At 60.3% G+C, this 13,190-nt stretch carries 13 protein-coding genes; 7 read left to right on the forward strand and 6 right to left on the reverse strand.

Annotated elements, in window-relative coordinates; translation table 11 throughout:
• Positions 1–248: 248 nt before the first annotated feature.
• Positions 249–881: an efflux system transcriptional repressor EmhR gene (gene emhR, locus J0G10_RS07725; protein WP_016982806.1), complete on the forward strand. Its 633-nt coding sequence runs from the start codon at positions 249–251 to the stop codon at positions 879–881.
• A gap of 373 nt (positions 882–1,254) precedes the next feature.
• Here emhR and J0G10_RS07730 read toward each other — a convergent pair whose 3' ends face one another.
• From J0G10_RS07730 to J0G10_RS07740, 3 genes are read right to left on the reverse strand one after another with little or no spacing between them, the layout of a single operon-like run.
• Positions 1,255–2,304, reverse strand: coding sequence for an alkene reductase (locus J0G10_RS07730; protein WP_220558244.1), 1,050 nt, complete (start codon positions 2,302–2,304; stop codon positions 1,255–1,257).
• A gap of 28 nt (positions 2,305–2,332) precedes the next feature.
• Positions 2,333–3,499, reverse strand: coding sequence for an MFS transporter (locus J0G10_RS07735; RefSeq protein ID WP_095049162.1), 1,167 nt, complete (start codon positions 3,497–3,499; stop codon positions 2,333–2,335).
• 34 nt (positions 3,500–3,533) lie between these two features.
• A complete protein-coding gene (locus J0G10_RS07740; RefSeq protein ID WP_007917068.1) occupies positions 3,534–3,836 on the reverse strand; it encodes an ArsR/SmtB family transcription factor in 303 nt (100 codons plus the stop codon).
• A gap of 170 nt (positions 3,837–4,006) precedes the next feature.
• Here J0G10_RS07740 and J0G10_RS07745 point away from each other — a divergent pair, with 170 nt between their 5' ends.
• Positions 4,007–4,591 carry an acyl carrier protein phosphodiesterase gene (locus J0G10_RS07745; RefSeq protein WP_220558245.1) on the forward strand — a complete coding sequence of 195 codons (585 nt, stop codon included), beginning with the start codon at positions 4,007–4,009 and terminating at the stop codon, positions 4,589–4,591.
• A gap of 105 nt (positions 4,592–4,696) precedes the next feature.
• On the opposite strand, the gene J0G10_RS07750 is transcribed toward J0G10_RS07745, so the two are convergent.
• Positions 4,697–5,491 carry a lysophospholipid acyltransferase family protein gene (locus J0G10_RS07750; RefSeq protein WP_095049164.1) on the reverse strand — a complete coding sequence of 265 codons (795 nt, stop codon included), beginning with the start codon at positions 5,489–5,491 and terminating at the stop codon, positions 4,697–4,699.
• Positions 5,491–6,246, reverse strand: coding sequence for an L-ornithine N(alpha)-acyltransferase (gene olsB / locus J0G10_RS07755; protein WP_093438600.1), 756 nt, complete (start codon positions 6,244–6,246; stop codon positions 5,491–5,493). The genes J0G10_RS07750 and olsB overlap by 1 nt, the downstream gene beginning before the upstream one ends.
• Positions 6,247–6,399: 153 nt before the next feature.
• On the opposite strand from olsB, the gene J0G10_RS07760 reads away from it, so the two are divergent.
• The 5 genes from J0G10_RS07760 to J0G10_RS07780 all read left to right on the forward strand — a co-directional run bounded on the left by J0G10_RS07760 (position 6,400) and on the right by J0G10_RS07780 (position 10,760).
• Positions 6,400–7,278 carry an acyl-CoA dehydrogenase middle domain-containing protein gene (locus J0G10_RS07760; protein WP_220558246.1) on the forward strand — a complete coding sequence of 293 codons (879 nt, stop codon included), beginning with the start codon at positions 6,400–6,402 and terminating at the stop codon, positions 7,276–7,278.
• 181 nt (positions 7,279–7,459) lie between these two features.
• The gene (locus J0G10_RS07765; RefSeq protein WP_095049166.1) at positions 7,460–8,533 is read left to right on the forward strand and encodes a serine hydrolase domain-containing protein; all 1,074 of its coding nucleotides are present in this window, start codon (positions 7,460–7,462) and stop codon (positions 8,531–8,533) included.
• Positions 8,530–8,826: an amidase gene (locus J0G10_RS07770; protein WP_220558247.1), complete on the forward strand. Its 297-nt coding sequence runs from the start codon at positions 8,530–8,532 to the stop codon at positions 8,824–8,826. The genes J0G10_RS07765 and J0G10_RS07770 overlap by 4 nt, the downstream gene beginning before the upstream one ends.
• Positions 8,827–9,010: 184 nt before the next feature.
• On the forward strand, positions 9,011–9,601 hold the full coding sequence (locus J0G10_RS07775; RefSeq protein WP_220558248.1) for a YceI family protein: 591 nt from the start codon (positions 9,011–9,013) through the stop codon (positions 9,599–9,601).
• 1 nt (position 9,602) lies between these two features.
• On the forward strand, positions 9,603–10,760 hold the full coding sequence (locus tag J0G10_RS07780; protein WP_220558249.1) for a phospholipase D-like domain-containing protein: 1,158 nt from the start codon (positions 9,603–9,605) through the stop codon (positions 10,758–10,760).
• A 61-nt stretch (positions 10,761–10,821) separates the two neighbouring features.
• On the opposite strand, the gene bglX is transcribed toward J0G10_RS07780, so the two are convergent.
• Positions 10,822–13,113, reverse strand: a complete 2,292-nt coding sequence (gene bglX / locus J0G10_RS07785; protein ID WP_220558250.1) for a beta-glucosidase BglX — start codon at positions 13,111–13,113, stop codon at positions 10,822–10,824.
• Between the last annotated feature and the right edge of the window lie 77 nt (positions 13,114–13,190).

The following is a 13,190-nucleotide window of genomic DNA, read 5'->3' on the forward strand; positions in this document are numbered from 1 at the left end:
CGCGCAAAAAGCGCACAAGAAGTGTGGAAGGGTAAAAAATGGGTATCGGGTGGATAAGTAGCTTGCTAAGGAATATACTTACGTTCATGGTTGTTTGTAAATACCTTGGCGTCGTATCCACCCTGTTACAAAACTCGTCGCAAGGTTTGAAATTGTAGGCCGGGGAGCAGATCCGTGAGAGATCGCCCCCTCTTTATTCAGCGGATATTCAGCCATCCCTGAAACATCCTGTTTGAGGTTTTACTGTCATGGTCCGTCGTACCAAAGAGGAAGCTCAAGAAACCCGTAGCCAGATCCTGGAAGCGGCGGAGAAAGCCTTTTATGAAAGGGGTGTCGCTCGTACGACGCTGGCCGATATCGCGACAATGGCCGGCGTCACACGTGGTGCTATTTACTGGCATTTCAGTAACAAGGCCGATCTGGTCCAGGCCATGCTGGATTCGCTGCGTGAGCCGCTGGATGAATTGGCCAGGGCCAGCGAAAGTGAAGATGAACTCGATCCGTTGGGCTGCATGCGCCAACTGCTGATTCATTTGTTTCATCAAGTTGCGCTGGACCCGAAAACCCGGCGTATCAACGAAATTCTGTTTCATAAGTGCGAGTTCACCGATGAAATGTGCGATTTGCGCCAGCAGCGCCGGGACGTCAGTCTCGATTGCAACGAGCGCATCGCTCTGACGTTGCGTAATGCGGTCAATCGCGGCCAGTTGCCAGAAGATCTCGACACCGCCCGCGCGGCCATCAGTATTCACAGCTATATCGATGGCCTTCTGTATGGATGGCTTCTGGCGCCGGACAGCTTTGAGCTGCATGCCGAGGCCGAGCGTTGGGTCGATACAGGGTTGGATATGCTGCGCCTGAGCCCCAGCCTGCGCAAATGAAACAAAATGCGTAATTGACACCGCTTATGTCAATTGGCCTGCCTTTATATAGCTTCGCAGCGGGGGGAGTTTAAACGTAGCGAGCTACGCATTTTGTAGGGAATTTGTGTCTTCTGTGTGAATGAGTGTGAGCCGCTTGCCCTCACCCTAACCCTCTCCCAGAGGTAGAGGGGACTGACCGAGGTGTTCTTGCGAGTTACGCCGACCTGAAATATCCGGTTGAGCTCCGATTTCGAACGTTCCCCGATCGGCTCCCTCTCCCCTGGGAGAGGGCTGGGGTGAGGGGCTACGTACTCAGACGCGCAATCATTCTCCAGGCGAGCACAAAAAAGCCCTCGACTCTCAAAAGTCGGGGGCTTTGTGTTCCTACTGCTTATAGCGCTGGATAGTCGATGTAACCGACCGGGCCTTTGCCGTAGAACAACTCCGGACGCGCATCATTCAACGGCGCATCCGCCTTCAAGCGAGCCGGCAGATCCGGGTTGGCAATGAACGGCACACCAAATGCCACGGCATCAGCCTTGCCGCTGGCCAGCCACTCATTAGCGCTGTCCTTGGTAAAGCGCTCGTTGGCGATGTACGGGCCACCGAACGCTTCTTTCAGTTGCGGACCGAGGCTGTCGGCGCCTTCTTTCTCACGGGAGCAGATGAACGCGATGCCGCGCTTGCCCAGTTCACGTGCGACGTAGGTGAAGGTTTCCGCCAGGTTGTCATCGCCCATGTCATGGGAGTCAGCGCGCGGTGCCAAGTGCACACCAACGCGACCAGCGCCCCAGACTTCGATCGCGGCGTCAGTCACTTCCAGCAGCAGGCGCGCACGGTTTTCCAGCGAGCCACCGTAGTTGTCGGTGCGCTGGTTGGTGCTGCTTTGCAGGAACTGGTCGAGCAGGTAACCGTTGGCGCCGTGGATTTCCACGCCGTCGAAACCGGCGGCTTTGGCGTTCTCGGCACCGGTGCGGTAAGCGTCGACGATGTCGGCGATTTCAGCGGTTTCCAGTGCGCGCGGGGTTGGGTAGTCGGCCAGTGGGCGCACCAGGCTGACGTGACCTTTAGGCTGGATCGCGCTTGGTGCCACCGGCGTTTCACCGTTGAGGTACGACTCGTGGGAGATACGGCCCACGTGCCACAGTTGCAGGAAGATCTTGCCGCCAGCGCCGTGAATCGCTTTGGTCACGTTGGCCCAGCCGCGCACTTGATCGTTGGACCAGATTCCCGGGGTGTCCGGGTAGCCAACGCCCATTGGCGTCACCGAAGTGGCCTCACTGAGGATCAGGCCAGCGGAGGCGCGCTGTACGTAGTATTCAGCCATCAGCGCGTTCGGTACGCGGCCTTCGTCGGCGCGGCAGCGGGTCAGCGGGGCCATGATGATGCGGTTGGCCAGCTCGACGTCGCCGAGTTTGATCGGATCAAAAATAGTTGCCATGTCTACAACCCTCGTAAGTAAAAGTTAATCAGTTGGTTGCCGGGGCCAGATCGGCATTGCCGTTCTGACGGAAAGTAATCAGGGTCACCAGCAGGGCGAGCACGGCCAGAGCCGCCGCCGCGAGTGGCACGCTGGTCAGGCCATAGCCGTGGGCGATGACGCTGCCGCCGACCCAGGCGCCGAGGGCGTTGCCGACGTTGAAGGCGCCGATGTTCAGGGTCGAAACCAGGTTCGGTGCGGCTTTGCCGAAGGTCACCACGTTGACTTGCAGCGCCGGCACGGCGGCGAAACACGCGGTGGCCCAGAGGAACAGAGTGATTTCAGTCGGGATCAGCGCGACGCTGGTCCAGGTCAGTACGGTGGAGACCACGGCCATGGCGATGAACACGCCGATCAACGTCGCGGCCATGCCCTTGTCGGCGAGTTTGCCGCCGATGATGTTGCCGACGGTCAGGCCCAGGCCGATCAGCATCAGCGTCCAGGTCACGCCACGCGGTGACACGCCGGTGACTTCGCCGAGCAGCGGGGCGACGTAGGTGAACAGGGTGAAGACGGAGGCGGCGAACAGCGCGGTCATGCTCAGCGACAGCCAGATCCCGGCACCTTTGAGGGCGGCGAGTTCGGCGCGCATGTCGAGTTTTTCTTCGTCACGCTTGGCCGGCAGGAAGCGGATCAGGCCGATCAGCGCGATCACGCCGATAACGGTCACCGCCCAGAAGGTCGAGCGCCAGCCGTATTGCTGACCCAGCGCAGTGCCCAGCGGCACACCGAGGACGTTGGCCAGGGTCAGGCCGGTGAACATTAACGCCACCGCCGAAGCACGTTTGTTGGCCGGCACCAGATTGGCCGCCACCACCGAACCGATGCCGAAGAACGCACCGTGGCACAGCGCGGTGATCACCCGGGCGAACATCAGCACGTTGTAATCACTGGCAATGGCGCAGAGCAGGTTGCCGACAATAAAGATGCCCATCAACGCCACCAGCGCCGCTTTACGCGGCAGTCTGGCGGTGGCCATGGCCATGAACGGCGCACCGATGGCCACGCCGAGGGCGTATCCGGTCACCAGCCAACCGGCGCCGGGTATCGACACACCGAGGTCGGCCGCCACATTGGGCAGCAGGCCCATGATGACGAACTCGGTGGTGCCGATGGCGAAGGCGCTCAAGGCGAGAATGAGTAGCGAGAGGGGCATGCAGGTTTCCTTGTCGGCTGGCTGACGTTAAGGGTCAGAGCTCTTTACTGAGGGTGCTGAGGAACGCCTGGATCACGTCCTCGTTACGTTTGAAAAAGTGCCATTGCCCGGCCTTCTGGCTGCTGATCAGGCCGGCGCGCTGCAACGTTGCGAGGTGTGCCGAAACGGTCGATTGCGACAAGCCGCAGCGTTGATCGATCTGCCCGGCGCAGATGCCGTACTCGTGGTTGTGCAACTGTTCCGGAAATTCGTTCTTCGGGTCTTTCAGCCAGTTGAGGATGTCTCGCCGTACTGGGTGCGCCAGGGCTTTTATTATTTCGTCGAGGTCGAGGTTCATGGCAGGGTGCTCACAATGTGTACAACGCTATATCGCGATGTGACGAAATATAAATCGTTAGATCGCGATACACCAATATGATTTTGATCTGACATCAGCATAAATTGGTATATCGCGTTATAACGATACGTGGGTGTATGGCTTGTGTGTCGCAGTGCTAAGCTGCGCCCATGAACTATCTCGCACATTTACACCTCGGTGGCCAGCGCCCCGGGCAACTGCTCGGCAGTCTGTATGGCGATTTCGTCAAAGGTCGGCTGCAAGGGCAGTTTGCCCCGGAGGTCGAGGCGGCCATTCAACTGCATCGGCGGATTGACGTGTTTACCGATCGCCATCCGTTGGTGGACGTTGCGTTGGGGCGGTTTTCCGATACGAGGCGGCGTTATGCCGGGATCGTCCTCGACGTGTTTTTCGATCATTGCCTGGCCCGGGACTGGCGGTTGTATGCCGATCAGCCGCTGGAGGTTTTCACCGCTGATGTGTATCGGGTGCTGACCCGCGAACGGCAACTGCCCGAGCGATTGGCGAAGATTGCCCCGCACATGGTCGCCAATGATTGGTTGGGCTCGTATCAGGAATTTGAAGTGCTGGAGCAGGTGTTGCGCGGCATCTCACGGCGACTGACCCGGCCGGAAGAGCTGGCGGGGGCGATGGAGGAATTGCGGCGGTTGTATGAGCCGTTGAGTGAAGACTTCCGCTTGTTCTACCCGCAACTCCAGGACTTCGCCCAAAACCCCGAATCACTGAAGATCTAAATGTGGGAGCGAGCCTGCTCGCGAAGGCGGCGTGTCATTCAGCATCTACATTGGCTGAGACACCGCTTTCGCGAGCAGGCTCACTCCTACAGGGGATGTGTGTTTTCAGGCGGCGATCAGTTCGCCTGCACGACGCGGTTCGGCCGGTTTCGCCACCTCACCAAACAACGCCTTCTGCACCGCCTGCTGTGCTTCAAATGCCAACGCCGCACGCTCACGACCCTGACAGGCAAGCGGCTTGAGCAGATGGACTTCGACATCGCCGCAATCATTGCTGAACAGACGCATCAGGTGCGAGAGCAGATCATCATCACCAATGAACGGCGCCAGCGCATCGATCTCGCCATCACGCAGATAACGGATCGCCACCGGTTGCAGCATCACCTCGGAATCAATCGCCGCCGCCAGCAAGCGACCATGAAAGGTACGCAGCGAGCGGCCATCGGTGGTGGTGCCTTCCGGGAACATCAGCAGGGCGTGGTCGGTTTGCAGGTGACGGGTCATCTGCTTGCGGATCAACTGGCTGTCGCCCGAACCGCGACGGATGAACAGGCTGCCAGCCTTCGCCGCCAGCCAACCAGCCACCGGCCAGGTACGCACTTCGGCCTTGGACAGAAACGACAACGGCGTGAGCATGCCGAGCAGCGGAATATCAGTCCACGACACATGATTGCTGACCCACAGCATCGGCTGTTTCGGCAGCTCACCGTGCACGGTCACGCGAAAGGGCAGGGCATTGCTCAGGCGCGCCATGAAGAAGCGCGACCAGCGCTGACGCCGTTCCATCGAATGCGCCAGGCCAATTCGTTCAAATACGCCAAAGACAGTGGCCATGGTCAACCCCAGCGCCACCACCAGCAGCACCCGCGCGATCCGCGCGTACACCCGCAGCCGGCTCATCACACGGCCGCCTTGAAGTGCTTGGCGTAGCGCGGGCAGAGTTCGTCGCGCTTGAGCAGGATAAACACATCGGCGACCTGGAAGTCTTCGTCCCAGCACGGCTCGCCGCAGATCTTCGCGCCCAGGCGCATGTAGGCCTTGAGCAGCGGCGGCATTTCGGCGATCACGTTGGAAGGAATATCCAGCGTCGGCAGCGGATTTTTCGGTTCGGCGCGCAGGTGTTCGGTGCACAGATAGCGTTCACGCAAACGCTGCATGATCGCGTGGGCCTGAATGCCGCCGTCTTGCATAGGAATGCTCGCGCAACCCATCAAGTAGCTGTAACCGCCCTGATTCAACACTTCGGCCAATTCGCCCCACAACACCGCAATGGTGCCGCCGTTGCGATAGGCCGGGTCGACGCAGGTGCGGCCGATTTCGAGGATCGGGCCTTGCAGATGCGTCAGGCCGTGCAGGCTGAATTCTTCTTCGCTGTAAAACTTGCCGAGGCTGCTGGCGGCGGTGTGATCGAGCAGACGCGTGGTCGCCACCAAACGGCCGGTGTTCAAGTCACGCACACCGATGTGGCTGCAGTGAACATCATAATCATCCATGTCCAGACCCAGTTCCGCGCCTTTCAGTTTGGCGTTGAACTCGCCGCTGAAGACGTTGAAGCGCAAGGCCTGGGCTTGCTGCAAGGCCTCGGCGCCGATCAGGCGTTCGGCTTGCAGGCGGCGTTCATTGCCGGTGTCGCTGATGCGGGCGATCTGAGTCATGTGAATCTCCGTACGGGCCTTTAACCCGTCGTGGGTTGCAGCCGATCGACTTTCTTTATGCAGCCGTGTTGTGCAAAGTCAGGCTATGTAGCCCCGGTGTCATCGCCATGAACGTTCGGTGATGCTTATATGACAGCCCACAAGGAGCCTCTTATGCCCTGGCCAGATTTGCTGCACCGCCGTGAACGATTGCCCGCCGTTGCTGACCTGGCCGAGGGTTTTGCGACGTTGTTGCAGCAACTGGGCAACGTCACCCCGTTCGAATTGGCGGTCGCGGGCGGGCGGCGGATGGCGACGCCGGGGCTGGCGTTTCTGGTCGGTTACCAGGCGGCATTGCGCATGTTGTGGCCGAGTGCACCGCTGAGCCTCGGTGCATTGTGTGCGACCGAACAGCGCAGTTTGCGTCCGGCGGACATGCACACGCGGCTTGCCGATTTACGTCTGAGCGGACGCAAGGATTTTGTCACCGCCGGCGATGCGGCGGACTGGTTGCTGATCGCCGCGCGCAGTGAAGAATCCGGTGAAACGCCGCGCCTGAGTCTGGCGGTGGTGTATCCCGGCGAACCCGGCGTGACCGTGGAGAAGCTGCCGGCGCTGCCGTTGATGCCTGACATCAGCCATGGTCGGCTGCAGCTTGATAACGCGTTGTGCGAGTTGTTGGCCGGCGATGGTTGGGACGCTTACGTCAAACCGTTCCGCACCCTGGAGGACGTTTATGTGCTGAGCGCGATGACCGCGTGGCTATATGGCGTCGGCCAGGACAGTGACTGGCCGCAGGCGCTGCAATTGCGCTTGCTGGCGCTGTTGGCCGGGTGTGCGGAGGCGAGTCGGCAACCGCCGAACAATCCGGCCGGGCATGTGTTGTTGGGCGGGTTGTTTGCGCAGTTTGAAGCGCTGGAGGGGGAGGTGAGTCAGGCGTTGACTTACGGGCCGGCAGAATGGGCGCAGATGTGGCAGCGGGATCGGGGGGTGATGCAGTTGGCCTCCGGCGCTCGGGCCAAGCGGTTGGCCAAGGCACTGGTGGTGTCCTGACTGGCCCCATCGCTGGCAAGCCAGCTCCCACAGGTTTCACAGGTGTTCACAAAATTTGTATCCACTCAAGAACCCTGTGGGAGCTGGCTTGCCAGCGATGGCGATTTCATGGAAAAGCAAAATCTCAAATTTGTCATGAGTCCCGACTAATCTCAGCAGGTTCTCCCCAAGAGCCCTCACCATGCGCAAAGGCCTGTCGCTGTTTCTGCTACTGATCAGCTTCACCGTTCACGCCGAACAATGGCCGGGTGAAGAATGGCCAATCGGCACGACGATCACCGATACCGGAGCGCTGGATAATTACGCCTTCCCACCCCGCGACGACACAACCCGCAAAGGCATCCGCACCGATGCCCTGCTGATCATCCACGACGGCCAGATCCTCTACGAACGTTACGCCGGCCCGACCACCGAACAAACCCCGCATCTGACTTGGTCAATCAGCAAAAGTCTGATGGCCACCGTCCTCGGTATGGCGTATGGCGAAGGCCTGTTCAAACTCGAAGCCCCGGTCGTGCAGTTTTACCCGCCGCTGGAACAACACCCGGCCATCAAAATCGCCGATCTGTTGCACTGGGCCTCCGGTATCGACTGGCAGGAAGACTACGAATACGCGCCACTGAAATCCTCGGTGGTGGCGATGCTCTACACCCGGGGCCATCGCGACATGGCCGCGTTCACCGCCGATCACGATGCTTACGCCGAACCGGGGCAGGCCTTCCGTTATTCCAGCGGCGACAGCAACCTGCTCGCGGCGGCGTTGAAAAATATCGTCGGCCCGCAGCGTTATCCTGATTATCCGTGGACGGCGTTGTTCGAACCGTTGGGCATCCGCCACGCCGTTTGGGAGACTGATGCCAACGGCACGTTTGTCGCGTCGTCTTATGCTTACCTGACAGCGAGGGATCTGGCGCGCGTCGGTCTGTTGATGGCCCGTGACGGGCGCTGGAACGATCGGCAATTGCTGCCCAAGGAGTGGGTCGACTTCAATCGGCAGCCCTTCGCCGGCTACAAGGCTCATCAGGACGAAGCGGTGCCCGGCGGTCAATGGTGGCTCAATCGCCCGGCCGATGGCGCCTTGTCACCGTGGCCCGATGCACCGCTCGACACCTTCGCGGCCCTCGGCCACTGGGGCCAGGCGCTTTACGTGATCCCCAGCGAGAAACTGGTGATCGTGCGATATGGCGATGATCGCGACGGCAGCTACCGTCACAACGAGTTGCTTAAGCGTGTGCTGAAGGCGGTGCGCCCATGAAGCGCTTATTCCTGTTAATGCTTGTTCTGCTGCTCGGCTGGGTCGGCTACGAGCGCGAAAATCTGTGGGCCTTCCCCGACATCATCAGCGCCTACACCGCCAAGGAATATTGTTCCTGTCGTTATGTGATGAACAATGATGCCGAGTACTGCCGTGGCTATGTAAAACAATGGCTGCCGACCAGCCAATTCACGGATGACAGCGCGAACAAAACCATCACGGTCAGCGGCATGGGCCGCAGCAACCGCGCCCAGTGGCAAAGCGAACGGCAAGGCTGTCGCCTGAATCCCTGAAACACCCGATTGTTTTTTTGTGGGAGCGAGCCTGCTCGCGAATGCAATAGCAGGCGCACCTTCTCTGTTGAGGCAGATGACGTCTTCGCGAGCAGGCTCGCTCCCACCGGGTGTGATCTTCAGTTTGCAATAACAGCGTGGGCGGTTAAGGTTCGTGCAGGTTTATCGGCCCTACGAGTGTTCAATGTTCAACCGCTCTCTCTGTGCAACCCTGTCCAGTCTGCTGCTCGCCACCGTCGCGTTGCCGGCGCAGGCCAATTGGTATCTGGACGGCGAGTCGTCGCGGCTGTCTTTTGTCAACACGAAAAACACCCATATTTCCGAGGTGCAGCGCTTTCTGGTGTTGCACGGCAAGGTCGACCCCAACGGTCGCGCCGAAGTCGAAGTCGAGCTGGATTCGATCAACAGTGGCATCCCGCTGCGTGACGAGCGCATGCGCAAGGAGCTGTTCCAGATCGAGCAATTCCCCGAAGCGACCATCACCACCCAGATCGACCTGCGCCCAATCAACGATCTGGCCCCCGGTGCGCAGCTGGAATTGCGTCTGCCGCTGACCGTCAACCTGCACGGCAAGCAACACGAATACCCCGCTGAGCTGCTGGCGACGCGCCTCGATGACCGGCGTTTTCAAGTGGTCACCCTGGAGCCGCTGGTGATCAACGCCGAGGATTTCGATCTGGTGCCGGGGCTGGAAAGCCTGCGCAAACTCGCCGACCTGTCGGCGATCAGTCTGTCGGTGCCGGTGGGTGCGGTGCTGATTTTCACGGCGCGCTGACATGCGCGGCGCGGTGTTCCCGTGGCGCGATGGCAACCGCTTCGAGCTGTTGATCGATGGCCCGCAATTCTTTCCGCGCATGCTTGAGCAGATTGCTGGCGCGCAGGAGCAGATCGAACTGGAGTTGTATCTGGTCGAGGCCGGCGCCTGTGCCGAAACCATCGTGCAAGCGTTGGTGCTGGCCGCCGAGCGTGGTGTGCGCGTGCGCTGCCTGTTCGATGATTACGGCAGCCTCGCGTTCACCCTCAATCTGCGTCAGCGCCTGACCCATGCCGGGGTTGAACTGCGTTTCTACAATCGGCTGAATTGGCGGCGCTGGGTCGGCAATTTCTATCGTGATCATCGCAAGTTGCTGTTGGTCGATCAGCGTCTGGCAGTGGTCGGCGGCACCGGAGTCACTGATGAGTTCTGGACACCGGGGCACGACACCAGCGAGTGGCACGAAGTGATGGTCGAGATCCGCGGCCCGCTGGTGATCGACTGGCAATTGCTCTTTGATCGTCAGTGGATCGCCAACCGCTATCGCCGCGCCTGGCGCCCGGCCGCGCATTTCGGCTTGCCGCGATTACCACGGGTGCCGGACAAGGGCGAGGGCATGGGCCGAGTGGCGTATGCCGACGCCCGCCAGCATCGCGACATTTTGCAATCGCTGTTCCGCGCTTTGAACAGCGGGCAAAAACGCATCTGGATGGCCACACCGTACTTCCTGCCGACCTGGAAAATCCGCCGCTCCCTGCGCAAGGCTGCTGCACGCGGAGTCGATGTGCGCCTACTGCTGACCGGGCCGCGCACCGATCACCCTTCGGTGCGTTACGCCGGGCATCGTTACTACCCGCGCCTGCTCAAGGCCGGGGTGCAGATCTTCGAATACCAGCCGTGTTTCCTGCACTTGAAAATGGTGCTGGTGGACGATTGGGTGAGCATCGGTTCGTGCAACTTTGATCACTGGAACCTGCGCTTCAATCTGGAGGCGAATCTGGAGACGCTGGATCCGTCGTTGACGGCAGCGGTAGAGGCGAGTTTTGTGAAGGACTTCGGGCTGAGTCAGCAGGTGAGTCTGGAGGAATGGCAGCGCCGGCCGTTGTGGCGACGGGTGAAGCAGCGGGTGTGGGGCTGGGTGGATCGGGTGGTGGTCAACATCCTCGACCGCCGCGGATAACCGCTCACCTGATGATCGTTCCCACGCGGAGCGTGGGAACGATCAGCCGAGCAAAAACCGGTTACAGCAATTCAAAGCTCTGCTGCGTCACGTCCTGGGAATCCAGGCCGATCTGCACGTTGAACTTGCCAGGCTCCGCCGCGTACTTGAGCTGGGCGTTGTAGAACTTCAGGTCATCCTCGCTGATGGTGAAGTGCACGACTTTCTGTTCGCCGGCCTTGAGCATGATTTTCTGGAAGTTCTTCAGTTCTTTCACCGGGCGGATCATCGAGCCGGTGACGTCCTGAATGTACAACTGCACCACGGTTTCGCCGTCACGCTTGCCGGTGTTCTTGACCATGACGCTGGCGTCGAGTTTGCCGGTGGCGTTCAGGGTGGTCGACGACAGCGCCATGTCACTGAGGGCGAATTGGGTGTAGCTCAGGCCATAACCGAACGGGAACAGCGGCCCGGTCGTGTCATCGAAATACTGCGAGGTGTAGTTGCCCGGTTTGCCCGGCGTGAACGGCCGGCCAATGCTCAGGTGGTTGTAGTAAGTCGGGATCTGGCCCACGGAGCGCGGGAAGGTCACCGGCAGTTTGCCCGACGGGTTGTAGTCGCCGAACAGCACGTCGGCGATGGCGTTGCCGCCCTCGGTGCCGCTGAACCAGGTTTCCAGAATCGCGTCAGCAGACTGGTTCTCTTCGAGAATGGTCAGTGGGCGGCCGTTCATCAGCACCAGCACCAGCGGTTTGCCGGTGGCTTTCAGCGCGCGGATCAGCTCACGTTGGTTTTCCGGGATGTTCAGGTCGGTGCGGCTGGAGGATTCATGAGACATGCCACGGGATTCGCCCACAGCCGCAACGATCACGTCAGCGTCCTTGGCGGCTTTTACCGCTTCGTCGATCAGCACGTTGGCCGGGCGCTGGTCATCGACCACTTCCGGCGCATCGAAGTTGAGGAAGTTCAGGTAGTCGAGCACCTTCTTGTCGCTGGTGATGTTGGCGCCACGGGCGTAGATCAGGTTTGACTTGTTGTCGATCACCGAACTCATGCCATCGAACAGCGTGACCGATTGCGCAGGGCGCCCGGCGGCGGCCCAGCTGCCCATCATGTCGATCGGTGCTTTGGCCAATGGGCCGACCAGCATGACTTTTGCGTCTTTCTTCAGCGGCAGGGTTTCGTTCTGGTTCTTCAGCAGCACCAGACTGCGACGCGCCACTTCACGGGCCTCGGCGCGGTGCAGGCGGCTTTCGGCGTAGGTGTCGGCCGGATCATCTTCAGCCTTGCCGATGCGCAGGTACGGGTCTTTGAACAGGCCCATGTCGTACTTGGCCGCGAGCACTTCGCGTACGGCGTTGTCGATGTCTTTCTGTTCGATCTCGCCGGACTTGAGCAGTCCCGGCAGCTCTTTGCCGTATAGGGTGTCGTTCATGCTCATGTCGATACCGGCCTTGATCGCCAGCTTCGCCGCTTCACGACCGTCGCGGGCCACGCCGTGCTTGATCAGTTCGAAAATCGCGCCGTGGTCGCTGACCGCCAGGCCCTTGAAGCCCCAGTCTTTGCGCAGCAGATCATTCATCAGCCAGGTGTTGGCGGTGGCCGGAATGCCGTTGATCGAGTTCAACGCGACCATCACACCGCCAGCGCCGGCATCGATCGCGGCGCGGTACGGTGGCAGGTAGTCCTGGTACATCTTCACCGGGCTCATGTCGACAGTATTGTAGTCGCGACCGCCCTCGACCGCGCCGTACAGGGCGAAGTGCTTGACGCTGGCCATGATGCTGTCGGCCGCGCTCGGGGTGGCCCCCTGATAGGCGCGCACCATGACGCCGGCAATGCGTGAAGTCAGGTAGGTGTCTTCACCGAAGCCTTCGGAGCTGCGGCCCCAGCGCGGGTCGCGGGAGATGTCGACCATCGGCGCGAAGGTGATGTCGAGGCTGTCGGCAGCGGCTTCTTTAGCAGCAACGCGCCCGGACTGACCGATGGCGTCCATGTCCCAGCTCGAAGCGAGGGCCAGTGGAATCGGGAAAATCGTACGGTGACCGTGGATCACGTCGTACGCGAAAAACATCGGAATCTTCAGGCGGCTGCGCATGGCGGCGTCCTGCATCGGACGGTTTTCCGCGCGGGTGATCGAGTTGAACGTGCCGCCGATGTTGCCACCGGCAATCTCCTTGCGGATCAGCTCACGGGGCATTTCCGGGCCGATGCTGATCAGGCGCAACTGGCCAATCTTCTCGTCGAGGGTCATTTGCTTCATCAGGTTGCTGATGAACGCGTCCTTGTTTTCCAGAGGTACCGGGGTCGTAGCGGCCAATACTTGATGACTGGCCAGGCTGACGAACAGACCCAGCAAACACAGCTTCTTCATGAATAGTTTTCTCAAGGGCCCATGCGGCAATGCAACGCCGGCCAGCCAAAATTTAGGGAGCGACTATTGTTGTTCGG

The sequence above is a fragment of the Pseudomonas germanica genome (assembly GCF_019614655.1).
Taxonomy (GTDB): Bacteria; Pseudomonadota; Gammaproteobacteria; order Pseudomonadales; family Pseudomonadaceae; genus Aquipseudomonas; species Aquipseudomonas neuropathica.